23 protein-coding genes are annotated in these 22,415 nt (G+C 44.7%); 19 read left to right on the forward strand and 4 right to left on the reverse strand.

Annotation, left to right across the window (positions count from 1 at the left end):
- Window positions 1-65: 65 nt before the first annotated feature.
- The 4 genes from gyrB to dnaA all read right to left on the reverse strand — a co-directional run bounded on the left by gyrB (window position 66) and on the right by dnaA (window position 6,216).
- Window positions 66-2,483, reverse strand: coding sequence for a DNA topoisomerase (ATP-hydrolyzing) subunit B (gyrB, locus tag ELZ11_RS22085; protein ID WP_137359550.1), 2,418 nt, complete (start codon window positions 2,481-2,483; stop codon window positions 66-68).
- 17 nt (window positions 2,484-2,500) lie between these two features.
- Window positions 2,501-3,580 carry a DNA replication/repair protein RecF gene (gene recF, locus ELZ11_RS22090; RefSeq protein ID WP_137359551.1) on the reverse strand — a complete coding sequence of 360 codons (1,080 nt, stop codon included), beginning with the start codon at window positions 3,578-3,580 and terminating at the stop codon, window positions 2,501-2,503.
- Between the two features lie 27 nt (window positions 3,581-3,607).
- A complete protein-coding gene (dnaN, locus tag ELZ11_RS22095; protein WP_137359552.1) occupies window positions 3,608-4,708 on the reverse strand; it encodes a DNA polymerase III subunit beta in 1,101 nt (366 codons plus the stop codon).
- Window positions 4,709-4,809: 101 nt separating this feature from the next.
- A complete protein-coding gene (gene dnaA, locus ELZ11_RS22100; protein ID WP_137359553.1) occupies window positions 4,810-6,216 on the reverse strand; it encodes a chromosomal replication initiator protein DnaA in 1,407 nt (468 codons plus the stop codon).
- 310 nt (window positions 6,217-6,526) lie between these two features.
- Between dnaA and ELZ11_RS22105 the strand changes: the two genes are divergently transcribed.
- The 19 genes from ELZ11_RS22105 to atpA all read left to right on the forward strand — a co-directional run bounded on the left by ELZ11_RS22105 (window position 6,527) and on the right by atpA (window position 22,371).
- Window positions 6,527-7,276, forward strand: a complete 750-nt coding sequence (locus ELZ11_RS22105) for an amino acid ABC transporter substrate-binding protein (RefSeq protein ID WP_137359554.1) — start codon at window positions 6,527-6,529, stop codon at window positions 7,274-7,276.
- Between the two features lie 119 nt (window positions 7,277-7,395).
- Window positions 7,396-8,067: an amino acid ABC transporter permease gene (locus tag ELZ11_RS22110; RefSeq protein WP_137359555.1), complete on the forward strand. Its 672-nt coding sequence runs from the start codon at window positions 7,396-7,398 to the stop codon at window positions 8,065-8,067.
- The gene (locus tag ELZ11_RS22115) at window positions 8,064-8,801 is read left to right on the forward strand and encodes an amino acid ABC transporter ATP-binding protein (RefSeq protein ID WP_137359556.1); all 738 of its coding nucleotides are present in this window, start codon (window positions 8,064-8,066) and stop codon (window positions 8,799-8,801) included. The genes ELZ11_RS22110 and ELZ11_RS22115 overlap by 4 nt, the downstream gene beginning before the upstream one ends.
- A gap of 205 nt (window positions 8,802-9,006) precedes the next feature.
- Window positions 9,007-9,141 carry a 50S ribosomal protein L34 gene (gene rpmH / locus ELZ11_RS22120; protein WP_004735800.1) on the forward strand — a complete coding sequence of 45 codons (135 nt, stop codon included), beginning with the start codon at window positions 9,007-9,009 and terminating at the stop codon, window positions 9,139-9,141.
- Window positions 9,142-9,186: 45 nt separating this feature from the next.
- Window positions 9,187-9,510, forward strand: a complete 324-nt coding sequence (gene rnpA / locus ELZ11_RS22125) for a ribonuclease P protein component (protein ID WP_244291707.1) — start codon at window positions 9,187-9,189, stop codon at window positions 9,508-9,510.
- Window positions 9,477-9,734: a membrane protein insertion efficiency factor YidD gene (yidD, locus tag ELZ11_RS22130; protein WP_137359557.1), complete on the forward strand. Its 258-nt coding sequence runs from the start codon at window positions 9,477-9,479 to the stop codon at window positions 9,732-9,734. The genes rnpA and yidD overlap by 34 nt, the downstream gene beginning before the upstream one ends.
- A 2-nt stretch (window positions 9,735-9,736) precedes the next feature.
- Complete coding sequence (gene yidC / locus ELZ11_RS22135) at window positions 9,737-11,356, forward strand: membrane protein insertase YidC (RefSeq protein WP_137359558.1); 1,620 nt, start codon at window positions 9,737-9,739, stop codon at window positions 11,354-11,356.
- Window positions 11,357-11,486: 130 nt separating this feature from the next.
- On the forward strand, window positions 11,487-12,848 hold the full coding sequence (mnmE, locus tag ELZ11_RS22140; protein ID WP_137359559.1) for a tRNA uridine-5-carboxymethylaminomethyl(34) synthesis GTPase MnmE: 1,362 nt from the start codon (window positions 11,487-11,489) through the stop codon (window positions 12,846-12,848).
- 52 nt (window positions 12,849-12,900) lie between these two features.
- On the forward strand, window positions 12,901-13,335 hold the full coding sequence (gene mioC, locus ELZ11_RS22145; protein ID WP_137359560.1) for an FMN-binding protein MioC: 435 nt from the start codon (window positions 12,901-12,903) through the stop codon (window positions 13,333-13,335).
- Between the two features lie 482 nt (window positions 13,336-13,817).
- On the forward strand, window positions 13,818-15,713 hold the full coding sequence (gene mnmG / locus ELZ11_RS22150) for a tRNA uridine-5-carboxymethylaminomethyl(34) synthesis enzyme MnmG (protein WP_137359561.1): 1,896 nt from the start codon (window positions 13,818-13,820) through the stop codon (window positions 15,711-15,713).
- Window positions 15,713-16,345: a 16S rRNA (guanine(527)-N(7))-methyltransferase RsmG gene (gene rsmG / locus ELZ11_RS22155; protein WP_137359562.1), complete on the forward strand. Its 633-nt coding sequence runs from the start codon at window positions 15,713-15,715 to the stop codon at window positions 16,343-16,345. The genes mnmG and rsmG overlap by 1 nt, the downstream gene beginning before the upstream one ends.
- A gap of 14 nt (window positions 16,346-16,359) precedes the next feature.
- Entirely contained in the window at window positions 16,360-17,133 is a 774-nt protein-coding gene (locus ELZ11_RS22160; protein ID WP_137359563.1) for a ParA family protein, read from the forward strand.
- Between the two features lie 30 nt (window positions 17,134-17,163).
- On the forward strand, window positions 17,164-18,045 hold the full coding sequence (locus ELZ11_RS22165) for a ParB/RepB/Spo0J family partition protein (protein ID WP_137359564.1): 882 nt from the start codon (window positions 17,164-17,166) through the stop codon (window positions 18,043-18,045).
- A 190-nt stretch (window positions 18,046-18,235) separates the two neighbouring features.
- Window positions 18,236-18,625 (forward strand): F0F1 ATP synthase subunit I, encoded by a 390-nt coding sequence (locus ELZ11_RS22170; protein ID WP_137359565.1) that lies wholly within the window; start codon window positions 18,236-18,238, stop codon window positions 18,623-18,625.
- Between the two features lie 8 nt (window positions 18,626-18,633).
- On the forward strand, window positions 18,634-19,431 hold the full coding sequence (gene atpB, locus ELZ11_RS22175) for a F0F1 ATP synthase subunit A (RefSeq protein WP_137359566.1): 798 nt from the start codon (window positions 18,634-18,636) through the stop codon (window positions 19,429-19,431).
- A gap of 50 nt (window positions 19,432-19,481) precedes the next feature.
- Window positions 19,482-19,739, forward strand: coding sequence for a F0F1 ATP synthase subunit C (gene atpE / locus ELZ11_RS22180; RefSeq protein WP_004411110.1), 258 nt, complete (start codon window positions 19,482-19,484; stop codon window positions 19,737-19,739).
- 57 nt (window positions 19,740-19,796) lie between these two features.
- Window positions 19,797-20,267 carry a F0F1 ATP synthase subunit B gene (gene atpF, locus ELZ11_RS22185; RefSeq protein ID WP_137359567.1) on the forward strand — a complete coding sequence of 157 codons (471 nt, stop codon included), beginning with the start codon at window positions 19,797-19,799 and terminating at the stop codon, window positions 20,265-20,267.
- A gap of 15 nt (window positions 20,268-20,282) precedes the next feature.
- Window positions 20,283-20,816, forward strand: a complete 534-nt coding sequence (atpH, locus tag ELZ11_RS22190) for a F0F1 ATP synthase subunit delta (protein ID WP_137359568.1) — start codon at window positions 20,283-20,285, stop codon at window positions 20,814-20,816.
- 13 nt (window positions 20,817-20,829) lie between these two features.
- Entirely contained in the window at window positions 20,830-22,371 is a 1,542-nt protein-coding gene (gene atpA / locus ELZ11_RS22195) for a F0F1 ATP synthase subunit alpha (RefSeq protein ID WP_137359569.1), read from the forward strand.
- The last annotated feature ends 44 nt before the right edge of the window (window positions 22,372-22,415 follow it).

Raw genomic sequence — 22,415 nt, forward strand, 5'->3', positions numbered from 1 at the left:
GGTTTTATTGCTCGCATAAAAAACACCGCACTAAGCGGTGTTTTTATCATTCGCGATAACTAATTCTATACGTCTAGGTTAGCTACCTTCAGTGCGTTTTCTTCGATGAAGTTACGACGAGGCTCAACTTGGTCACCCATTAGCGTCGTGAACAGCTGGTCAGCACCAACCGCATCTTCGATCGTTACCTGCATCATACGGCGTGTCTCTGGGTCCATTGTCGTTTCCCACAGTTGATCTGGGTTCATCTCACCTAGACCTTTGTATCGTTGTAGGCTTAGACCACGACGAGACTCTTTCACCAACCAGTTCAACGCATCCACGAAGTTAGTCACAGCTTGAGTACGCTCACCACGCTTAATGTAAGCGCCTTCTTCGATCAAACCGTTTAGCGCTTCTGATAGATCCGCTAACTTAGCGAACTCTTTCGAGTTAATAAGATCAATGCTCAGTGCATGTTCATGCGTCACACCGTGAGTACGAACCACTACTTTTGGTAGGCTTAGACCTAGCTCGGCGTGTTTTTCCACTTCTAAGCTGTATTGGCTTGCACCAACTTCTTTAGCATTCAACTGCTCAACTAGCTGTTTGCCCCACGCTTCTACTGCCGCTTCATCATGACATTGCTCTGCCGTTAAGCGCGGCATGTAAATCATTTCATGCATCAGTGCGTGTGGGTAGCGGCGGCTCATACGCTCCACCAGCTTGATTCCAGAGTTGTATTGCTGAACCAGCTTCTCTAGTGCTTCACCCGCCAATGCTGGAGCATCTGGGTTTACGTGTAGAGCTGCGTTATCAAGAGCTAGTGCCACTTGGTACTGGTTCATTGCATCTTCATCTTTAATGTACTGCTCTTGCTTACCTTTCTTCACTTTGTAAAGTGGTGGCTGAGCGATGTAGATGTAACCACGCTCAATAAGCTCTGGCATTTGACGGTAGAAGAAGGTCAACAGTAGCGTACGAATGTGCGAACCATCGACATCGGCATCGGTCATGATGATGATGTTGTGGTAGCGCAATTTATCTGGGTTGTACTCATCGCGGCCAATACCACAACCAAGAGCTGTGATTAGGGTTGCCACTTCTTGCGAAGAAAGCATCTTGTCGAAACGCGCTTTCTCTACGTTAAGGATTTTACCTTTCAGAGGAAGAATCGCTTGGTTCTTACGGTTACGACCCTGCTTAGCACTACCGCCCGCAGAGTCACCCTCCACTATGTAAAGTTCAGAAACTGCAGGATCTTTTTCCTGACAGTCCGCAAGTTTACCTGGAAGACCAGCAAGATCTAATGCGCCCTTACGACGAGTCATCTCACGAGCTTTACGTGCAGCATCACGAGCGCGAGCGGCATCGATAATTTTAGTACAAACCGTCTTCGCTTCTGTTGGGTTCTCAATAAGGAACTCAGACAGTTTCTCGCCCATAGCTGATTCAACCGCTGATTTCACTTCAGAAGACACCAGTTTGTCTTTAGTTTGGCTAGAGAACTTAGGATCTGGCACTTTCACGGAGATAACCGCAGTCAGACCTTCACGAGCATCGTCACCTGAAGTAGATGTTTTCGCTTTCTTAGAGAAACCTTCTTTATCCATGAAGCTGTTTAACGTACGTGTTAATGCAGCACGGAAACCCGCTAGGTGAGTACCACCATCGCGTTGAGGAATGTTATTCGTGAAACAGTAAATGTTTTCTTGGTAGCCATCATTCCACTGCATTGCGACTTCAACCGTAATGCCATCTTCACGTTCGTGGTCGAAGTGGAAGATTTTCTGGATGATTGGCGTTTTGTTGGTATTTAGGTGATCAACGAACGCCTGAATACCACCTTCAAACATAAAGTGATCCGATTTATCTTCTTCACGCTCATCAATTAGCTTGATCGATACGCCTGAGTTTAGGAACGACAGTTCACGTAAACGCTTAGCTAGAATATCGTAGTGGAACAAAACGTTAGAGAAGGTTTCTTCACTTGGCCAGAAACGAATTTCCGTACCCGTTTTGTCCGTATCACCCACAACAGATAGTGGCGCTTGAGGCTCACCATGGTGATAAGTTTGAGTATGAATTTGACCACCGCGGTGGATAGTAAGAGTAACTTGCTTAGACAGTGCGTTAACTACCGAAACACCAACACCGTGCAGACCACCAGAAACTTTGTACGAGTTATCATCGAACTTACCACCAGCGTGCAGAACCGTCATGATAACTTCTGCTGCAGACACCTGCTCTTCAGGGTGCATTTCCGTTGGGATACCACGGCCGTCATCACGAACAGATACTGAGTTATCTTCGTGGATCGTAACAATGATGTCATTACAGTGACCAGCTAATGCTTCATCAATAGAGTTATCTACCACCTCGAAGACCATGTGGTGCAGACCGGTACCATCATCCGTGTCGCCAATGTACATTCCAGGACGCTTACGTACCGCATCCAGACCCTTCAGTACCTTAATACTCGATGAATCGTAATTATCTGACATAGTTACTCTCTGACTAATTATCCTTGCTCTATTTTGCCATGTTCCACATGAAACATCTTGCTGTTTTCTTCTTGCATGTCTGCAATCTGTTCAGCAGTAATAGAGCTTACAAAAACTTGAGCCCCCGTCTTTTTAAAACAGTCCGCTAACCGGACCCGACGTTGGCTATCTAATTCGGAAGCAAAGTCATCTATTAAGTAGATGCATTGCTTACCTGTCATTTCAGTTAGGTGTTGTCCCTGCGCTACTCGCAAAGCACATACCATTAACTTCAATTGACCTCGTGAAAGCACATCTTCAACGGGTGTGCCATTCACTTTAATTTTGAGATCAGCCTTATTTGGCCCACTAAAGGTGTAACCAAGCTGCTGATCTCGTTCAAAATTCTTTTCTAGTATCTCGGCATAAGGCGTGTCTTTATCCCAGCCTCGATAATAGTTCATCTGAATATCGTATTCAGGCAAGAAACCAGCACAGATGTCATGAGCGATCGTTTTCAATTGCTCGACATAGTCACTGCGCCACTGGCTGATATTTTCTGCTAATCTCGCCAGTTCTTGATCCCAATAGCTGAGTTCGCGATAACTGGTGGCCGTTTTTAACAAGGCATTACGCTGCTTGTTAAGACGCTTCACTCGCCCCCATGCTTCATAAAAAGCAGGTTCGCTATGGAACACTCCCCAATCAATGTAAGCACGGCGGTTTTTAGGGCCGTCGGTTAGTAAATCAAACCCTTCAGTATGAATCAATTGCAAAGGTAATACTTGCGCCAATTGAGCCAATTTTTGCCCAGATTGACCGCTTATTTTAACCTCTGTGGTGCCATCACGCTGCTTATTAATGCCGATTGGTAGCTCAAATTGATCCGATGTCATAAAACGACCGTGTACGAACAACTCGCTACAGTCATTTTGAATGATACGTCCCGTTAACGAGCTCTTAAACGAGCGGCCATGTCCGAGCAAATAAATCGCTTCAAGGACACTGGTTTTGCCGCTGCCATTAGGCCCTATAAGAAAGTTAAAGCCTGATGACAGTTCAACGTCACAGGCTTCAATATTTCTAAATTGCTTTACGATTAAACGCGATAAAGGCATGAATTTTTCATATCGTGATCAGCAAACTTATAAGCGAATTGGCATCACGACATACATCGCACTGTCGTCTTGAGCATTTTCAATCAAGGCACTCGCATTAGCATCCGACATCGAAATACGTACATTTTCACAACGCAACGTATTCAATACATCCAATACATAGCTCACGTTAAAACCAATTTCGAGAGCATCGCCTTCAAACGATACATCAAGCATTTCTTCCGCTTCTTCCTGTTCAGGGTTGTTCGCGGTAATACGCATTTCGCTATCAGCTAAATTCACGCGAACGCCGCGGAATTTCTCATTGGATAAAATCGCAGCGCGAGAAAAGGCAGAGCGTAACTCATCACAGCTTGCTTCTAACGTTTTGGTCGTATTTTGCGGCATTACGCGGCGATAATCAGGGAAACGGCCATCAACTAACTTAGAAGTGAATACATAGTTGTTTACTTCAGCACGCACGTTTGAGTTACCAATTTGCAGCGTCACTGGCTGCTCAGGCGCATCCAATAACTTCACTAGCTCTTGAACCCCCTTACGAGGCACGATGATCTGCTTTTGAGCAAAGTCCGCACCGAGCTGTGCTTGAGATACCGCCATACGGTGACCATCGGTCGCCACACTGCGCAACGTAGAGCCTTCAATCTCAAACAACATACCGTTGAGGTAATAACGAACATCTTGGTTCGCCATTGAGAATTGAGTTTTTTCGATAAGACCGCGCAGTTCAGCTTGTGTCACAGACACTTCAACTTCACTGTTCCAGTCTTCAATATTTGGGAAATCCGCCGCAGGCAAAGTGGCCAGTGAGAAACGGCTGCGGCCAGAGCGCACTTGGATACGATCGCCATCTAAAACCACAGTAATAATTGAGCTATCCGGTAGACCACGACAGATATCTAAGAACTTACGTGAAGGGACGGTAATACTACCCGCTTCAAAGTCCCCTTCTAGAGTCACACGGCTGATCAATTCCACTTCAAGGTCTGTTGCCGTCAAAGAAAGCACATTATCTTCCACTTTGAGTAACAAGTTACCAAGAATAGGAAGCGTCGGTCTGCCACCCAGAGCGCCCGATACTTGTTGGAGTGGTTTAATTAAATGGCTGCGTTCAATGGTAAATTTCATATCTAGCTCTTAACGGTATATGTGGCTCTAAGTATAAAAGAGCTCGTCTCAAGACAAGCTCTTAGCCAAAATTCATTTAACAGGAGTAAGAATACTGCGAATTAAGAAGAAAGGGTACGGATCAAGTTCGAGTAATCTTCTTTAATGTCGTGGCTTTCTTCACGCAACTGAGCAATCTTACGACATGCATGCAGAACAGTCGTATGGTCACGTCCACCAAATGCGTCACCGATCTCAGGTAAACTGTGGTTGGTCAGCTCTTTCGCCAATGCCATGGCAAGTTGACGCGGGCGCGCAACCGAACGTGAGCGACGTTTAGATAACAAATCTGCCACTTTAATTTTGTAGTACTCAGCAACCGTTTTTTGAATGTTATCGATAGTCACCAGTTTTTCTTGCAGTGCTAATAGATCACGCAGTGCTTCACGCACAAAATCGATGGTAATTGGTCGCCCAGTAAAGTTGGCGTTCGCGATAACACGGTTTAATGCCCCTTCAAGTTCACGAACATTCGAACGTAAGCGCTTCGCAATAAAGAACGCCACTTCGTCAGCCAGGTGAATTTGATGGTCTTCCGCTTTCTTCATCAAGATCGCAACGCGAGTTTCAAGCTCTGGCGGCTCGATCGCAACCGTGAGTCCCCAACCGAAACGTGATTTGAGACGATCCTCCACCCCGTTGATCTCTTTAGGATAACGGTCTGAAGTTAGGATGATCTGCTGGTTGCCTTCCAATAACGCGTTAAACGTATGGAAGAACTCTTCTTGAGATCGTTCTTTATTAGCAAAAAACTGAATGTCATCGATAAGCAAAGCGTCAACACTGCGGTAGTAACGCTTAAATTCTTCAATCGCGTTGTTTTGCAGTGCTTTTACCATATCTTGCACAAAACGCTCAGAGTGCATGTACACCACTTTTGCATTCGGCTTACCGTCTACAATCGCATTTCCCACCGCGTGCAATAGGTGCGTTTTACCTAGGCCAGTTCCGCCATATAGGAATAGCGGGTTATACGCAGCGCCTGGATTACCCGCAACCTGACGAGCAGCCGCTAAGCCCAGTTGGTTCGATTTACCCTCAACAAAGTTATTAAACTTATGCTTCGGGTTGACGTTTGAACGGTGATTAATGTCGACAACTTCTACGTCGTCGTTATCCCAAGTCTTATGTACTGGCTTACGCGCTTGCAGTTGTGCCGGTGCTGATGACTCCGCAGCCACATCCGCAGCGGTGCGAACTGGCTCAGGTTTTGGCGTGCTGACACGTTTACTGCCCACTTCAAAACGTAAGCTTGGGATATCGTTGCCGCAATACTCTTGCAGCAAACGGTTAATGCTATTGAGGTACTTATCGCGCACCCAATCCAAAACGAATCGATTAGGGGCAAATAGAGTTAGAGTATTGTCATTGAGCTCCGCTTGTAACGGACGAACCCACATACTGAATTCTGTAGCTGGTAGCTCTTCTTGAAGCTGTTGCAAACATTGCAACCAAAGCGAAGATGACACGGTGCCCTCACTCTATTTAAGTTATCTGAAATGACTGGCAATTTTACCTGTTGATAAATCAGATCGCCAGCAATTGATCAAGGATCCAGTGAATAAGATCTAAGTTATTCACAATATTTTGCTCAAATTTATTAAGATCCGCACAAACTGCCCCAAATTTACTCACATAATGATCCACTTATCCTCGGATCCTGACGATTTATCCCCAAAAGCAGCATGCCTTCTGGTTATGGTTAATAACATCTGGTTATTTATTCTATTGAGCATTTTCCCAGTAACATCCTGCTCTATAAATATTAGGAGTTACCAAATGAAAAACTGGATTAAAGCTGCAATTGCAGTAATCGCACTTTCTGCTGCCACCGTTCAAGCTGCTACTGAAGTAAAAGTAGGCATGTCTGGCCGTTATTTCCCATTCACGTTCGTAAAACAAGACCAACTACAAGGTTTTGAAGTGGATCTATGGGATGAGATTGGTAAGCGTAACGATTACAAAGTGGAATACGTGACTGCAAACTTCTCTGGTTTATTTGGTCTACTTGAAACAGGCCGTATCGATACTATCTCTAACCAGATCACGATGACGGATGCACGTAAAGCAAAATACTTATTTGCAGACCCGTATGTTGTTGATGGCGCTCAAATTACCGTACGTAAAGGTAATGACAGCATCCAAGGTGTTGAAGACCTAAATGGTAAAACAGTTGCGGTTAACTTAGGTTCTAACTTTGAGCAGCTACTTCGCAGCTACGACAAAGACAACAAGATCAACATCAAAACTTACGATACTGGTATTGAGCATGACGTAGCACTAGGCCGTGCCGATGCATTCGTAATGGACCGTCTTTCTGCACTTGAGCTAATCAAGAAAACTGGTTTACCGCTTCAACTAGCAGGTCAGCCATTCGAAACGATTGAAAACGCTTGGCCATTCGTTGATAACGACAACGGTAAAAAACTGCAAGCGGAAGTAAATGAAGCTTTAGCCGCTATGCGTGCTGATGGTACGCTAGCGACAATTTCTAAAAAGTGGTTTGGTGCGGACATTACGCAGAAGTAATTACTCACTTAATTCGTTCAAAACCCACTGCGAAGTTTTTATGCGGTGGGTTTTTGCGTTTTGCTCTCTTTTCAACGCTCAAACCAAACTCACGCTAAAACAATATCAAGAGATACATTATGGGATTTGATTTCAACTACATGCTCGAGTTGTTGCCGATACTGCTGAAGTATTTAGGGACAACGATGGAAATGGCGACGTGGGGGCTAGTGTTCTCGCTAATTCTCGCCGTAGTGCTCGCTAACATTCGAGTATTTAAAGTGCCTGTATTGGATCAGTTAAGCCAACTCTACATCAGCTTTTTCCGCGGCACTCCGCTACTGGTGCAATTATTCCTGCTTTATTATGGCTTACCACAAGTGTTCCCTCTATTAGTAGGGCTCGATGCATTTAGCGCTGCAGTGATCGGTTTAACCTTACACTTTGCTGCGTACATGGCGGAAAGTATCCGTGCCGCGATCATCGGTATCGATCGTAGCCAAATGGAAGCCAGCTTATCGGTGGGGATGACCACCAACCAAGCGATGCGTCGAATTATTCTGCCGCAGGCTACCCGTGTGGCATTACCATCGCTCATGAACTATTTCATCGATATGATTAAGTCTACTTCGCTAGCATTCACACTAGGCGTGGCAGAAATCATGGCTAAAGCGCAAATGGAAGCGTCTTCGAGCTTTCGATTCTTCGAAGCTTTCTTAGCCGTAGCGCTGATTTACTGGGGTGTGGTTGTCATTCTTACTCGAGTGCAAATCTGGGCTGAAACCAAACTCAATAAGGCATATGTACGATGATCAAATTAGAAAATATCCACAAGCAGTTTGGTGACACCGAAGTCCTGAAAGGTATTGACCTTGAAATCAAGCAAGGTGAGATCATTGTTATCATAGGTTCCAGTGGTACAGGTAAGTCTACCCTACTACGCTGTGTGAACTTTTTAGAGCAAGCCGACCAAGGTAAGATCTCAATTGACGACATTACCGTCGACACGGCAAAGCACTCAAAATCCGAAGTGCTGGCACTGCGCCGTAAGACTGGTTTTGTTTTCCAGAACTACGCTTTGTTTGCCCACCTCACTGCACGACAAAACATCGCAGAAGGGTTAATCACTGTTCGAGGTTGGAAAAAGCAGCAAGCACTTGAGAAAGCACAACAAATACTGGATGACATTGGTCTTGGAGACAAAGGAGATAGCTACCCAGCCGCCCTTTCTGGCGGTCAGCAACAACGGGTAGGTATTGGCCGTGCCATGGCATTTCAGCCTGAGCTCTTACTGTTTGATGAACCGACCTCAGCGCTGGATCCTGAATGGGTTGGCGAAGTTCTGGCGCTCATGAAAAAGCTCGCAACTCAGCACCAAACGATGCTGGTGGTCACACACGAAATGCAGTTTGCTCGTGAAGTGGCTGACCGAGTGATCTTCATGGCCGACGGCTACATTGTCGAACAGGGATCTCCACAGGATATTTTTGGTAATCCACAGGATCCAAAATTGAAAAAGTTCCTAAATAAGGTTGGGATCGAGTAAGGATCCTTGAGATTTTACTCATAGTACGTATAATCCCCCGACCGGAATTTTAGTTAAGCCAATCATTGACACTTTTTGTGACAGTGATTACAATTCCGCCTCTTTGTTGAGAGGCGTCGGTTTTCCTTTCTTATATAAGAAGAGAAAAAATACCCACGCCGGGTTTAACAAAAACCTAAAACTACTGATCAGTAAGGTAATTACAATGAAACGCACTTTTCAACCTACAGTTCTAAAGCGTAAGCGTACTCACGGTTTCCGTGCTCGCATGGCTACTAAGAACGGTCGCGCAACAATCAATGCACGTCGTGCAAAAGGCCGTAAGCGTCTTTCTAAGTAATCTTTGATTATTTTGAATAAGCTAGCCTTCGGTCGGGAGTTACGCTTGTTAACTCCCGAACATTATCAAAATGTCTTCAAGCAAGCTCATAGAGCTGGCTCCCCTCATTTCACCATCATTGCTCGTAACAACACTCTTTCTCATCCTCGCCTTGGATTAGCCGTTCCGAAAAAGCAGATAAAAACCGCCGTGGGTCGTAATCGATTCAAACGCCTGTCGCGTGAAAGCTTTCGTAACAATCAACATCAGCTTCCTAACAAAGATTTTGTTGTAATCGCAAAGAAGAGTGCGCAAGATTTAAGCAATGAAGAAATGTTTAAGCTCTTAGAGAAATTATGGCTTCGCCTGTCTCGCCCTTCACGTGGTTAGCTATTGGGCTGATCTATCTTTACAGATGGATTATTAGTCCTCTCATCGGACCGCGCTGTCGATTTACTCCAACCTGCTCTTTATATGCGTTAGAAGCGTTGAAAGCTCACGGTTTTGTAAAAGGGTGTTGGTTATCAGGCAAACGTCTATTAAAATGCCACCCTTTGAACGAAGGGGGGTTTGACCCCGTTCCACCAGTCCAAGAACAAGACAGAGATAAATAACGATGGATTCTCAACGTAATATCCTGTTAATCGCACTGGCATTGGTTTCTTTCCTTTTATTCCAACAATGGAATGTAGCAAAGAACCCAGCACCTCAAGCGGTTGAGCAGGCACAATCTAGCAGCACCCTACCTGCACCATCTTTTGCAGGCGATTTAGATCCAGCTCCGGGTCAAACCGCTTCTGCGAAAACTATCCAAGTAGTCACTGACGTTTTAACTCTGTCAATTGATACGGTAGGTGGTGATGTAGTTTCAGCCGATCTGAATGACTACGCAGCAGAATTCGATTCAGAAGAGCGTTTTACTCTTCTGAAAAACACTCAAGGTCACCAATTCATCGCCCAAAGTGGTTTAGTTGGTCCGCAAGGTATCGACCTAAGCAGCACAGACCGTCCACACTACTCGGTTTCTGCAGACAGCTTTACACTAGCTGACGGTCAAGACGAACTTCGTATTCCGATGACTTACCAAGCTAACGGCCTTGATTACACGAAGACGTTCATCTTCAAACGCGGCGATTACGCAATTGATGTTGAATATGATGTAGTGAACAAATCTGGTAACAACGCAACATTTGGTATGTACGCTCACCTGCGTCAAAACCTAATGGACGACGGTGGCAGCCTAACCATGCCAACATACCGTGGTGGTGCTTACTCGACAGAAGATACTCGCTACAAGAAGTACAGCTTCGACGACATGCAAGATCGTAACCTGTCAATCAACCTGCCAAACGGTCAAGGTTGGGCAGCGATGATCCAGCACTACTTTGCATCAGCTTGGATCCCACGCGATGAAGCAGGCAGCAACCTTTACACTCGTGTAATTGGTAACCTAGGCGATATTGGTATTCGTATGCCAAATAAAACCATCGCTGACGGTGCGGAAGCAAACTTTAAAGCCACTCTGTGGGTTGGTCCTAAGCTTCAAGAGCAAATGGCTGCAACAGCGCCGAACCTAGACCTAGTAGTCGATTACGGTTGGTTATGGTTCATCGCGAAGCCACTTCACTGGCTACTGTCTATGATTCAAGGCGTAGTGGTGAACTGGGGTCTAGCAATCATCGTACTAACGTTCATCGTTCGTGGTGCAATGTACCCACTAACTAAAGCGCAATACACATCAATGGCAAAAATGCGCATGCTTCAGCCTAAGCTGACTGCAATGCGTGAACGTATTGGCGATGACCGTCAGCGTATGAGCCAAGAGATGATGGAACTGTACAAGAAAGAGAAAGTAAACCCGCTGGGCGGCTGTTTACCTATCCTTCTACAGATGCCAATCTTCATTTCTCTGTACTGGGCACTAATGGAGTCTGTTGAACTGCGTCACTCACCGTTCTTCGGTTGGATTACTGACCTTTCAGCACAAGACCCTTACTACATCTTGCCACTTCTAATGGGTGCTTCAATGTTCCTAATTCAGAAGATGAGCCCGACAACTGTAACGGATCCAATGCAGCAGAAGATCATGACCTTTATGCCGGTTATGTTTACGTTCTTCTTCCTGTTCTTCCCATCAGGCCTGGTTCTTTACTGGCTAGTATCGAACGTAGTAACGCTTATCCAACAAACACTAATTTACAAACAGTTGGAAAAGAAAGGCTTACATTCTAAGTAATGTGTAAGTTAAGAAAGACATAAAGAAAGGCGGCCAAAAGGTCGCCTTTTTGTTTTGAGCTGATTACAATTCAGCTAATTCATTATTCGTTGACGCACGACTTCTGCGTCAATGCTCAATAGGCACAGTTATGACTACAGATACTATTGTTGCTCAAGCAACGGCACCAGGACGTGGCGGTGTCGGCATTATTCGCGTTTCCGGCCCGAAGGCAGCCCAAGTCGCTCTTGAAGTGACAGGTAAAGCGCTTAAACCTCGCTACGCCGAGTACCTAGCTTTTAAAACTCAAGATGGCAGTGAGCTGGATCAGGGCATCGCCCTCTACTTCCCAAATCCACACTCGTTTACTGGTGAGGATGTATTAGAACTGCAAGGCCATGGCGGCCCTGTGGTAATGGACATGCTGATCAAACGTATTCTGACCATTTCAGGCGTGCGTGCCGCTCGTCCTGGTGAATTTTCAGAACGCGCATTCCTCAACGATAAGATGGACTTAACCCAAGCCGAAGCGATTGCTGACTTAATCGATGCGAGCTCTGAAGAAGCCGCAAAGTCAGCCTTACAATCGCTTCAGGGTGAGTTCTCAAAGCGCATCAATACCTTAGTGGAATCCCTGATACATTTGCGCATTTATGTGGAAGCAGCGATCGACTTCCCAGAAGAAGAAATCGACTTCTTAGCGGATGGTAAAGTCAGTGCAGACTTACAAGCTATCATCGACAACCTAAATGAAGTGCGTAAAGAGGCGAATCAAGGCGCCATCATGCGTGAAGGCATGAAAGTCGTGATTGCAGGTCGCCCTAATGCGGGTAAATCAAGCCTACTCAACGCGCTATCTGGTAAAGAGTCCGCCATTGTAACGGATATTGCTGGTACCACTCGTGATGTTCTGCGCGAACACATCCACATTGATGGAATGCCGCTACACATCATTGATACCGCAGGATTACGTGACGCATCTGATGAAGTCGAAAAAATCGGTATCGAGCGTGCGTGGGAAGAAATCTCGCAGGCAGACCGAGTCCTCTTTATGGTCGATGGCACCACGACAGATGCCACTAACCCACAAGATATTTGGCCTGATTTCGTTGATCGTTTGCCAGACAATATTGGGATGACGGTCATTCGTAACAAAGCCGATCAAACCAATGAAGATCTTGGTATTTGTCATGTTAACGATCCAACACTGATTCGCCTATCTGCAAAAACGGGCCAAGGCGTTGATTCATTGAGAAACCATCTAAAAGAGTGCATGGGCTTTGCGGGTGGTCATGAAGGTGGCTTTATGGCTCGCCGCCGTCACCTTGATGCACTGGAACGCGCTTCTGAACACTTAGACATTGGCCAGCAACAGCTTGAAGGCTACATGGCCGGTGAAATATTGGCTGAAGAGCTGCGTATCACTCAGCAACACCTGAATGAAATCACAGGTGAATTCAGCTCTGATGATTTATTAGGCCGTATTTTCTCATCTTTCTGTATTGGTAAATAGATTCACACTTTCGCCTAGTGCTACCATTAGGCGCTCTCAAAGGAATGTACCTATGATTCAAATCATTACTGGCAGCACTCTAGGTGGCTCAGAATACGTCGGGGATCACCTCAGTGATCTACTGGAAGCGCATAACCACCAAACGAACATTCACAACCAGCCGGATTTATCAGAGATCCCGACCAGTGGTACTTGGTTGATCGTCACATCGACTCACGGCGCTGGCGAATTCCCAGATAACATCCAACCTTTTATCGAGTCATTAAAAGCCCAACCCCCTACTCTTAACCAGCTGAAATACGCGGTGGTTGCAATTGGAGATTCTAGTTACGACACTTTCTGCTCGGCAGGAAAAGAGGCGTTCAAGTTACTCACAGAACTTGGAGCAACACCAATAAGTGCTTGTTTTACCATCGATATACTGGAAAACCCAGTCCCAGAAGACGCTGCAGAGCAGTGGTTACAGCAAAATATCTCTAGTTTCTAGTGAAAACTCAGTTAACTTGGCGGCTTTTTAGCCGCCTTTTTTACGTCTTCACTTTGAGTGTGAATAACTAAATTCACTATCTCGAACACTGTTTGTTCAAAAAACACTCAGAGTGGTTGTTGATAAGTAGACATAAACCCAGTGATAAACCTATAGTTATCCAAATAATAACTTTAGGTCCATTTATCCTCTGTGCATAACTAGCCATTTTGATCCCAGCCAATCCTCATCATGATCCAAACTAGATCACACGATATGATCCAAAAAAGATCCATGATCTTGTTGATCATTTTCGAGTTATCCACAGAAGTGCTCGATCCTAATAATAGATCCAATAAAAGATCTCCTTAAAGATCATCTCTATATTAATTAAAAATAGACTTGTTTAAAAAATTCAAAAACGTTTTCTCAAGCTAGGAAAACAGGTAGAATATCGCTCCTTTTATTTTGTCCATAACTCGTTTGAATACCTGAGGTCGGTCATGCTTTATCACGAAAAATTTGACGTCATTGTTGTTGGTGGCGGCCATGCAGGAACGGAAGCCGCACTCGCATCAGCCCGAACTGGGCAAAAAACTCTGTTGCTGACGCACAACATTGACACATTAGGTCAAATGTCTTGCAACCCGGCGATTGGCGGGATCGGTAAGGGCCACTTGGTCAAAGAAGTCGATGCAATGGGTGGTTTAATGGCGCAAGCGATTGATCATGCAGGTATTCAATTCAGAACATTAAACGCGTCTAAAGGTCCAGCCGTAAGAGCGACTCGCGCTCAAGCTGACCGTGCTTTGTACAAGGCGTACGTTCGTAGTGCATTAGAAAATACTCCAAATTTAACCTTGTTCCAGCAGTCGGTAGATGACTTGATCGTAGAACAAGATCAAGTACTGGGTGTTGTCACTCAGATGGGCTTAAAATTCTATGCACAAGCGGTAGTGTTAACGGTCGGGACTTTCCTTGGTGGCAAGATCCATATCGGAATGGAAAGTTCATCGGGTGGCCGAGCGGGCGATCCACCGTCGATCGCGCTAGCAAACCGACTGCGCGATCTTCCCTTCAGAGTCGATCGCTTAAAAACAGGCACTCCGCCACGTATCGATGCGCGTAGTGTCGATTTCTCTGAGTTAGAAGTACAACACGGTGATAACCCAACGCCAGTGTTTTCATTCATGGGAAACCGCAGCCAGCAGCCGAAACAAATTCCTTGCTACATCACGCACACTAATGAGCAAACTCATGACGTGATCCGTGCCAACTTAGATCGTAGCCCTATGTATGCAGGTGTGATTGAAGGTATTGGCCCACGTTACTGTCCGTCTATTGAAGACAAGGTCATGCGTTTCGCGGATAAGAATAGCCATCAAATCTTCATTGAACCTGAAGGCTTAACCACTCATGAGTTATACCCGAACGGTATTTCCACTAGCTTGCCATTTGATGTGCAAGTTCAAATTGTGCGTTCAATGAAAGGTTTCGAGAATGCGCATATTGCTCGCCCTGGTTATGCGATTGAGTATGATTTCTTTGATCCTCGTGATTTGAAGCAAACTTATGAAACCAAATTTATCAAAGGTTTATTCTTTGCAGGTCAGATCAACGGAACCACGGGTTACGAAGAAGCTGCCGCGCAAGGCTTGATGGCTGGCTTGAACGCAAGCTTATTTACTCAGGGTAAAGATGGTTGGAACCCACGTCGCGACCAAGCCTACATGGGAGTGTTGATTGACGATTTGTCGACGATGGGCACCAAAGAACCTTACCGTATGTTCACTTCACGCGCTGAATATCGTTTGCTGCTTCGCGAAGATAACGCTGATTTACGCTTGACTGAAAAGGCGCGTGAACTTGGTTTAGTGGATGACGCTCGCTGGGCTCGTTTCAACGAAAAAGTTGAAAACATGGATAAAGAACGCCAACGCTTGAAAGACACTTGGATTAACCCTAAGTCTGAAGGTGTTGAAGCGCTGAATTCTATTTTGAAAACACCGATGTCGCGTGAAGCGAGCGGTGAAGATCTTTTGCGTCGCCCTGAAATGACTTATTCACAGCTTACCGAGTTGGATCGTTTTGCGCCTGCGCTCGATGATCAACAGGCGGCCGAGCAAGTTGAGATCCAAGTGAAGTACGAAGGTTATATCCAGCGTCAGCAGGATGAGATTGAAAAATCTCTGCGTCATGAGAATACCAAGTTACCGATTGATTTGGATTACAGCCAAGTAAAAGGTTTATCCAACGAAGTGGTCGTAAAGCTGTCGACTGCCAAACCAGAATCAATTGGTATTGCATCGCGTATTTCTGGTATTACGCCAGCGGCGATTTCTATCTTGTTGGTGTACCTAAAGAAACAAGGCTTACTGAAAAAAGGTGATGAAGCATAATGAGCGCATTACGAGAAAAATTAGATCAATTATTAAGCCAAACAGATTTACAAGTAACGGATAAGCAGCGCGAGCAGCTTGTCGGTTATGTAGAAATGCTAAACAAATGGAATAAAGCCTACAATTTAACGTCAGTTCGCGATCCTATGGATATGTTAGTTAAACATATCTTAGATAGTGTTATTGTTAGCACTCACTTACAAGGGCAGCGCTTTATTGATGTGGGCACAGGTCCTGGGCTGCCAGGAATTCCACTGTCGATCATGAACCCAGATTGCGAATTCTTTTTGTTGGACAGCTTAGGTAAGCGTATTCGTTTTATTAAGCAAGTCGTGCATGAGTTAGGCCTACAGAATGTGACACCTATTCAAAGTCGCGTTGAAGAGTTCCAACCTGAAGAAAAATTTGATGGTGTTCTAAGTCGTGCATTTGCTTCAATGACAGACATGGTGGAATGGTGTCATCATTTACCTAAAGCGCAATCCGGTGTATTTTTGGCTCTGAAAGGACAACATCCAAGAGATGAAATTGATCAGCTGCCGGAATGGTGTTCAGTGACTGATATTAAAACTTTGGTCGTTCCTGAGCTCGAAGGTGAGCGACATCTAGTAACTTTATCGCGTAAGGGATAAACAGCGAGGCCATCGTGGGTAGAATCGTAGCAATTGCCAACCAGAAAGGTGGCGTAGGAAAAACAACAACTTGTATTAACCTCGCAGCTTCAATGGCCGCGACAAAGCGTAAAGTCTTAGTTGTTGATTTAGACCCACAAGGTAATGCCACCATGGCAAGTGGTGTTGATAAATACCAAGTGGAAGCGACCGCTTACGATTTATTGGTCGAAGATACTCACTTTGATGAAGTGGTGTGTCGCCGCACTTCTGGAAACTATGATTTAATCGCAGCCAATGGTGATGTCACTGCGGCTGAAATCAAGTTAATGGAAGTGTTTGCCCGTGAAGTGCGTTTGAAAAATGCCTTGGCAGGAGTCCGCGATAACTATGATTTCATCTTTATCGATTGTCCTCCTTCTCTAAACCTTCTTACAATCAACGCTATGGCTGCGGCTGACTCAGTGTTAGTGCCAATGCAGTGTGAATATTTTGCGTTAGAAGGTTTGACCGCACTGATGGATACCATTAGCAAGCTGGCGGCAGTGGTGAATGAAAACCTTAAAATAGAAGGTTTGCTGCGTACTATGTACGATCCACGTAATCGCTTGTCGAATGAAGTGTCTGATCAACTGAAAAAACATTTTGGTAGCAAAGTTTACCGAACTGTCATACCAAGAAATGTACGTTTAGCTGAAGCGCCAAGTCATGGCAAGCCAGCAATGTACTACGACAAATATTCTGCCGGTGCCAAAGCCTACTTAGCGCTAGCTGGAGAAATGTTGCGTCGCGAAGAAGTCCCTGTATAACAAACAACTCCAACCGAAGGATTCGCTCTCATGTCTAAGCGTGGTTTAGGAAAGGGGCTAGATGCCTTATTGGCAACTAGTTCATTAGCTCGTGAAAAACAGCAAGTCGCTACTCATAGCCAAGCATTATCTGCCGAAGGCGAATTGGTTGAATTATCAGTCTCTAACTTAAAGCCTGGTGTTTATCAGCCACGTAAAGATATGGCACCTGAAGCGTTAGAAGAGTTGGCAGCGTCTATTCAATCACAAGGTATTATTCAACCAATCGTGGTTCGCCCTATTGGTCAAGATCACTTTGAAATCATTGCTGGCGAACGTCGTTGGCGTGCAGCTCGTCAAGCTGGTTTAAAACAAGTGCCTTGTTTGATCAAGAAAGTGCAAGATCGCGCTGCAATTGCGATGGCTTTGATTGAAAACATTCAACGTGAAGATTTAAACGTCATCGAAGAAGCGCAAGCTCTTGAGCGTTTGCAAAATGAATTTGAGCTGACGCATCAGAAAGTCGCGGAAGTGATTGGTAAATCCCGTACTACAGTGAGTAACTTGCTGCGCTTAAACCAGTTGGACGATTCAGTTAAAGCGTTAGTGGTGACGAAACAGTTAGAAATGGGCCACGCACGAGCACTATTAAGCCTTGAAGGTGAGCAACAAGCAGAGGTTGCCCAAACGGTTGCGAATAAGCAATTGACCGTACGACAAACAGAACAATTAGTTAAAAAATGTTTAACACCGCAAGTTGAACAAGAAAGTGCTCCTCAAGACGCAGAAGTAATAGATATGTCACAAAGATTAAGTGAAATAATACAAGGCAAGGTATCTATTGTTCGTTCTGCTAGTGGAAAATCAAAAATCACAATTAGTCTTGATGAGCCTCACAAATTAGAGCAACTTATTGCCAAGCTAGAGAGCTAAATGAGATAATTGATTTAAGTCAATTATGTAATTAATTAATTTTTGTTCGAAAGTTGTCGGTTTGTAAACAAAACTGTAACTTTTTGCTGCGTTTAGATTGCAATCAGTTCGACTCACCGTATAATTTTCGCCAATTTCCCAGCACGGATTCATATCGGTGCATTGTGGGTACTACTAGAGGTACGAATACATGATGGCGGCGTTAGCAAGACCAGGACGAGTGCTTGCAAAGCAAATGTTATTGATCGAGTTTAGCGCGGTTATTTTATTGGCAGTAGGATTGGGTATTACTGTTAATCATGATTGGGGTTTTGCTTCACTGGTGGGTGGCGGTATTTTTGTCATTTCCAATGCAGTATTTTGTTTTTGTGCATTTATCTTCTGCGGAGCACGAGCGACCAAATTGGTTGCGGCATCGTTCTACGCAGGTGAAGCATTAAAAATCCTTATCACGGTTTTACTATTTTCTATTGTCTACATGTATATGCAGGTGGAACTTGTTCCCCTCAAACTGACCTATTTACTGGTTCTAGGTATTAATATCTTTGCGCCAGTGCTTTTCATTAACAATAAAAAATAGGATGAGTTATGGCTGCGCCAACAGCATCCGGATACATTGAGCACCATCTACAACACCTCTCTTTAGCTAAGTTTGGTTTAGTAGAGGAGACAAGTTTCTGGAACGTACATATAGACAGTCTGTTTTTTTCTGTGTTGACAGGGATGTTATTCCTTTGGATTTTCCGTTCAGTCGCTAAGAAAGCAACAGTAGGTGTACCAGGAAAGCTTCAGTGTTTTGTAGAAATGGTAGTGGAATTCGTTGGCGACAACGTTAAAGAAACTTTCCATGGGCGCAATCCTCTGATCGCTCCTCTAGCACTGACTATATTCTGCTGGATTATTTTAATGAACTTGATGGACTTAGTGCCTATCGATTTCTTACCATATCCTGCAGAGCATTGGTTAGGTATCCCTTACCTTAAGGTGGTTCCTACTGCTGATGCAAATATAACAATGGCTATGGCTTTGGGCGTTTTTGCATTGATGATCTACTACAGCATCAAAGTAAAAGGGCTTGGCGGGTTTGCTAAGGAATTGGCACTTCACCCATTTAATCACCCAATCATGATTCCATTCAACTTGGTTCTAGAAGTAATCTCGCTATTAGCGAAACCATTATCTCTAGGCATGCGTTTGTTTGGTAATATGTTTGCTGGTGAGGTGGTGTTTATTCTTATTGCAGCAATGCTACCGTGGTACTTGCAATGGGTAGGTGCACTACCTTGGGCTATCTTCCACATCTTGGTTATTTTGATTCAAGCGTTCGTTTTCATGATGTTAACAATCGTTTACTTATCAATGGCTCACGAAGATAGTGATCACTAAAAAATTTTTAAGCTTTTATTCTAACTATTAATGTTAATCGGAGAACGTAAATGGAAACTGTACTAAGTTTTTCAGCAATCGCTGTTGCTATTATTGTTGGTCTTTGTGCCGTAGGTACTGCAATTGGTTTTGCTATTCTTGGTGGTAAATTCCTAGAAGGCGCTGCGCGTCAACCTGAAATGGCTCCTATGCTACAAGTTAAGATGTTCATCATCGCTGGTCTACTGGATGCTGTTCCAATGATCGGTATCGTAATCGCACTACTATTCACGTTTGCTAACCCATTTGTTGGTCAACTAGCAGGCTAATTAACGATTACCGTTAATTAAATTTTTGTAGTTGATTCTTAACGAGGGGTAGCTGTTGTGAATATGAACGCAACTCTGCTAGGTCAAGCAATTGCTTTTTCAATGTTTGTTTGGTTCTGCATGAAATATGTATGGCCACCAATCTTGCAAGCAATTGAAGAGCGTCAGAAGAAAATTGCTGACGGTCTTGTAGCCGCTGAACGCGCTGCTAAAGACTTGGATCTAGCACAAGCTAGCGCTTCTGATCAATTGAAAGAAGCGAAGCGCACTGCAACTGAGGTTATCGACCAGGCGAATAAACGTAAAGCTCAAATTCTAGACGAAGCACGTGAGGAAGCTCAGGCAGAACGCCAGAAAATCCTTGCTCAAGCGGAAGCTGAACTTGAAGCAGAACGTAAACGTGCCCGCGATGATCTGCGCAAACAAGTTGCAAATCTGGCTATAGCTGGTGCTGAGAAAATCCTTGAGCGCACAATCGATAAAGATGTGCACAAAGATGTTCTTGACAACATTACTGCAAAACTTTAGAGCAAGGGGCTGGACATGTCGGATTTGACTACAATCGCACGCCCCTATGCTAAAGCAGCGTTTGACTTTGCGGTAGAAAAGGGTGAGCTAGACCAATGGGGTCAAATGCTTGCTTTTGCTGCCGAAGTCGCGAAAAACGATGATATTGCTGATTTACTAAACAGTTCAACAACTGCAAGTAAGCTGTCAGAAGTATTCATTGCAATTTGTGGCGAACAGTTTGATGAATTCGGCCAAAACCTTATTAAGGTGATGGCAGAGAATGGCCGTTTAAAGGCCCTTCCAGATGTTTGTGAAGAGTTCATCGTGCTTAAAAAAGAGCACGAGAAGAAAGCCGATGTTGATGTTATTTCAGCAGTTGAGCTTACTGAAGAACAGCAAGCAGACTTGATCAGCAAACTGGAGCTGCGTCTTAAGCGCAAAGTTCAGCTGAATTGCAGTATAGATGAGACCCTACTTAGTGGGGTTATTATTCGAGCCGGAGACCTAGTCATCGATAACTCAGCTCGCGGTCGTTTGGATCGCCTGAGCGATGCATTGCAGTCTTAATGGGGATTGGAGCATGCAACTTAATTCCACGGAAATTAGCGATCTAATTAAACAACGTATCGAATCTTTCGACGTTGTTAGTGAAGCTCGCAACGAAGGTACTATCGTATCGGTAAGCGATGGTATTCTTAGCATTCACGGCCTAGCGGACGTGATGCAAGGTGAAATGATTGAATTACCGGGTGGCCGTTACGCGCTAGCACTAAACTTGAACCGTGATTCGGTTGGTGCAGTTGTAATGGGCCCATATGCTGACCTTCAGGAAGGCATGAAAGTTACAGCTACTGGTCGTATTCTTGAAGTACCAGTTGGTCCTGAACTACTTGGTCGTGTTGTAAACACACTAGGTGAGCCTATTGATGGCAAAGGTCCTATTGAAGCTAAACTAACTTCACCTGTAGAAGTAATCGCACCTGGTGTAATCGATCGTAAATCGGTTGATCAGCCAGTACAAACTGGTTACAAGTCAGTTGACTCAATGATCCCTATCGGTCGTGGTCAACGTGAACTAGTAATCGGTGACCGTCAGACTGGTAAAACAGCAATGGCGATCGACTCGATTATTAACCAAAAAGATTCAGGTATTTTCTCTATCTACGTAGCTATCGGTCAAAAAGCATCGACAATTGCTAACGTAGTTCGCAAATTAGAAGAGCACGGCGCGCTAGCTAACACTATCGTTGTTGTTGCATCTGCTTCTGAATCTGCAGCGCTACAATACCTAGCGCCGTACGCAGGTTGTGCGATGGGTGAATACTTCCGTGATCGCGGCGAAGACGCACTGATTGTTTATGATGATCTATCTAAACAAGCGGTTGCTTACCGTCAAATCTCACTACTACTTAAGCGTCCACCAGGTCGTGAAGCATTCCCTGGTGATGTTTTCTACCTTCACTCTCGTCTTCTAGAGCGTGCTGCTCGTGTAAGCGAAGTATACGTAGAAAAATTCACTAACGGTGAAGTGAAAGGTAAGACTGGTTCTTTAACTGCTCTTCCAATCATTGAAACGCAAGCTGGTGACGTATCTGCATTCGTACCGACGAACGTAATCTCGATTACTGATGGTCAGATCTTCCTACAAACTGAGCTATTCAACTCTGGCGTACGTCCAGCGGTTGACCCTGGTATCTCAGTATCTCGTGTAGGTGGTTCAGCGCAGACTAAAATCATCAAGAAGCTATCTGGCGGTATCCGTACAGCACTAGCTCAATACCGTGAACTTGCAGCGTTTGCTCAGTTCTCTTCGGATCTTGATGAAGCGACTAAGAAGCAGTTAGACCACGGTCAAAAAGTTACAGAACTAATGAAGCAGAAGCAGTACGCTCCTATGTCTGTATTTGACCAAGCACTAGTAATCTTCGCTGCAGAGCGTGGTTACCTTCAAGACGTAGAGCTTTCTAAGCTTCTAGACTTTGAAGCTGCATTACTGTCGTATGCTCGCGGTCAATATGCCGATCTAGCAACACAGATCGACAAAACGGGTGCTTACAACAACGAAATCGAAGCTGAGCTGAAGAAGCTTGTTGACGATTTCAAAGCAACCCAGACCTGGTAATTGGTGGGTGGCCTTAGGGTCACCTCATACCATTAACGGAGAGT

The organism is Vibrio profundi (assembly GCF_005281835.1).
GTDB classification, from domain to species: Bacteria; Pseudomonadota; Gammaproteobacteria; order Enterobacterales; family Vibrionaceae; genus Vibrio; species Vibrio profundi.

Bases quoted from the DNA above. Each gene is read 5' to 3' on its own strand.
- gyrB (WP_137359550.1), bottom strand. From the start codon at position 2,483: ATGTCAGATAATTACGATTCATCGAGTATTAAGGTACTGAAGGGTCTG.
- recF (WP_137359551.1), bottom strand. From the start codon at position 3,580: ATGCCTTTATCGCGTTTAATCGTAAAGCAATTTAGAAATATTGAAGCC.
- dnaN (WP_137359552.1), bottom strand. From the start codon at position 4,708: ATGAAATTTACCATTGAACGCAGCCATTTAATTAAACCACTCCAACAA.
- ELZ11_RS22105 (WP_137359554.1), top strand. From the start codon at position 6,527: ATGAAAAACTGGATTAAAGCTGCAATTGCAGTAATCGCACTTTCTGCT.
- ELZ11_RS22110 (WP_137359555.1), top strand. From the start codon at position 7,396: ATGGGATTTGATTTCAACTACATGCTCGAGTTGTTGCCGATACTGCTG.
- ELZ11_RS22115 (WP_137359556.1), top strand. From the start codon at position 8,064: ATGATCAAATTAGAAAATATCCACAAGCAGTTTGGTGACACCGAAGTC.
- rpmH (WP_004735800.1), top strand. From the start codon at position 9,007: ATGAAACGCACTTTTCAACCTACAGTTCTAAAGCGTAAGCGTACTCAC.
- yidD (WP_137359557.1), top strand. From the start codon at position 9,477: ATGGCTTCGCCTGTCTCGCCCTTCACGTGGTTAGCTATTGGGCTGATC.
- yidC (WP_137359558.1), top strand. From the start codon at position 9,737: ATGGATTCTCAACGTAATATCCTGTTAATCGCACTGGCATTGGTTTCT.
- mnmE (WP_137359559.1), top strand. From the start codon at position 11,487: ATGACTACAGATACTATTGTTGCTCAAGCAACGGCACCAGGACGTGGC.
- mioC (WP_137359560.1), top strand. From the start codon at position 12,901: ATGATTCAAATCATTACTGGCAGCACTCTAGGTGGCTCAGAATACGTC.
- mnmG (WP_137359561.1), top strand. From the start codon at position 13,818: ATGCTTTATCACGAAAAATTTGACGTCATTGTTGTTGGTGGCGGCCAT.
- rsmG (WP_137359562.1), top strand. From the start codon at position 15,713: ATGAGCGCATTACGAGAAAAATTAGATCAATTATTAAGCCAAACAGAT.
- ELZ11_RS22165 (WP_137359564.1), top strand. From the start codon at position 17,164: ATGTCTAAGCGTGGTTTAGGAAAGGGGCTAGATGCCTTATTGGCAACT.
- ELZ11_RS22170 (WP_137359565.1), top strand. From the start codon at position 18,236: ATGATGGCGGCGTTAGCAAGACCAGGACGAGTGCTTGCAAAGCAAATG.
- atpB (WP_137359566.1), top strand. From the start codon at position 18,634: ATGGCTGCGCCAACAGCATCCGGATACATTGAGCACCATCTACAACAC.
- atpE (WP_004411110.1), top strand. From the start codon at position 19,482: ATGGAAACTGTACTAAGTTTTTCAGCAATCGCTGTTGCTATTATTGTT.
- atpH (WP_137359568.1), top strand. From the start codon at position 20,283: ATGTCGGATTTGACTACAATCGCACGCCCCTATGCTAAAGCAGCGTTT.
- atpA (WP_137359569.1), top strand. From the start codon at position 20,830: ATGCAACTTAATTCCACGGAAATTAGCGATCTAATTAAACAACGTATC.